This window comes from Caballeronia sordidicola, from assembly GCF_000729995.1.
GTDB lineage: Bacteria > Pseudomonadota > Gammaproteobacteria > Burkholderiales > Burkholderiaceae > Caballeronia > Caballeronia sordidicola_A.
Genome location: NZ_JNFG01000128.1, coordinates 1 through 406 on the forward strand (window position 1 = coordinate 1; position 406 = coordinate 406).

1 protein-coding gene is annotated in these 406 nt (G+C 64.8%); it reads left to right on the forward strand.

Annotated features, from left to right (window positions below; translation table 11 throughout):
• On the forward strand, window positions 1-406 hold a 406-nt coding region (locus tag FH08_RS0134030; protein ID WP_031362634.1), incomplete at both ends, for a HAMP domain-containing protein.

Below are 406 nucleotides of genomic sequence, written 5' to 3' on the forward strand. Positions count from 1 at the left end.
GGCGGGCCCCGCCAACCAAATCCCGGGCCCGCTGCGTGAATTCGTCAAGGCCGGCCAGGTCACTTGGCAATACTCGACGGTGCACACCGAGGGCTTCTCGGGTAAAGCGCTGATCATCGGCTCGCCGACGACATCGAACGTCACCGCACTTGAGCTGTACTTGGTGTTCCCACTGTCGAATGAGGAAAGCACCATTTCGCTGGTGCGCGGCACAATAGTCACCGGGGGCGTGGTGCTGCTGGTGCTCCTGGCCGCGGCCGCCCTGCTGGTCGCCCGTCAGGTGGTGCTGCCGGTGCGATCGGCCTCTCGCATCGCCGAGCGATTCGCCGAAGGGCATCTGTCCGAACGCATGCCGGTGCGCGGTGTCGACGATATGGCGCGCCTCGCAGTGTCCTTCAACGATATG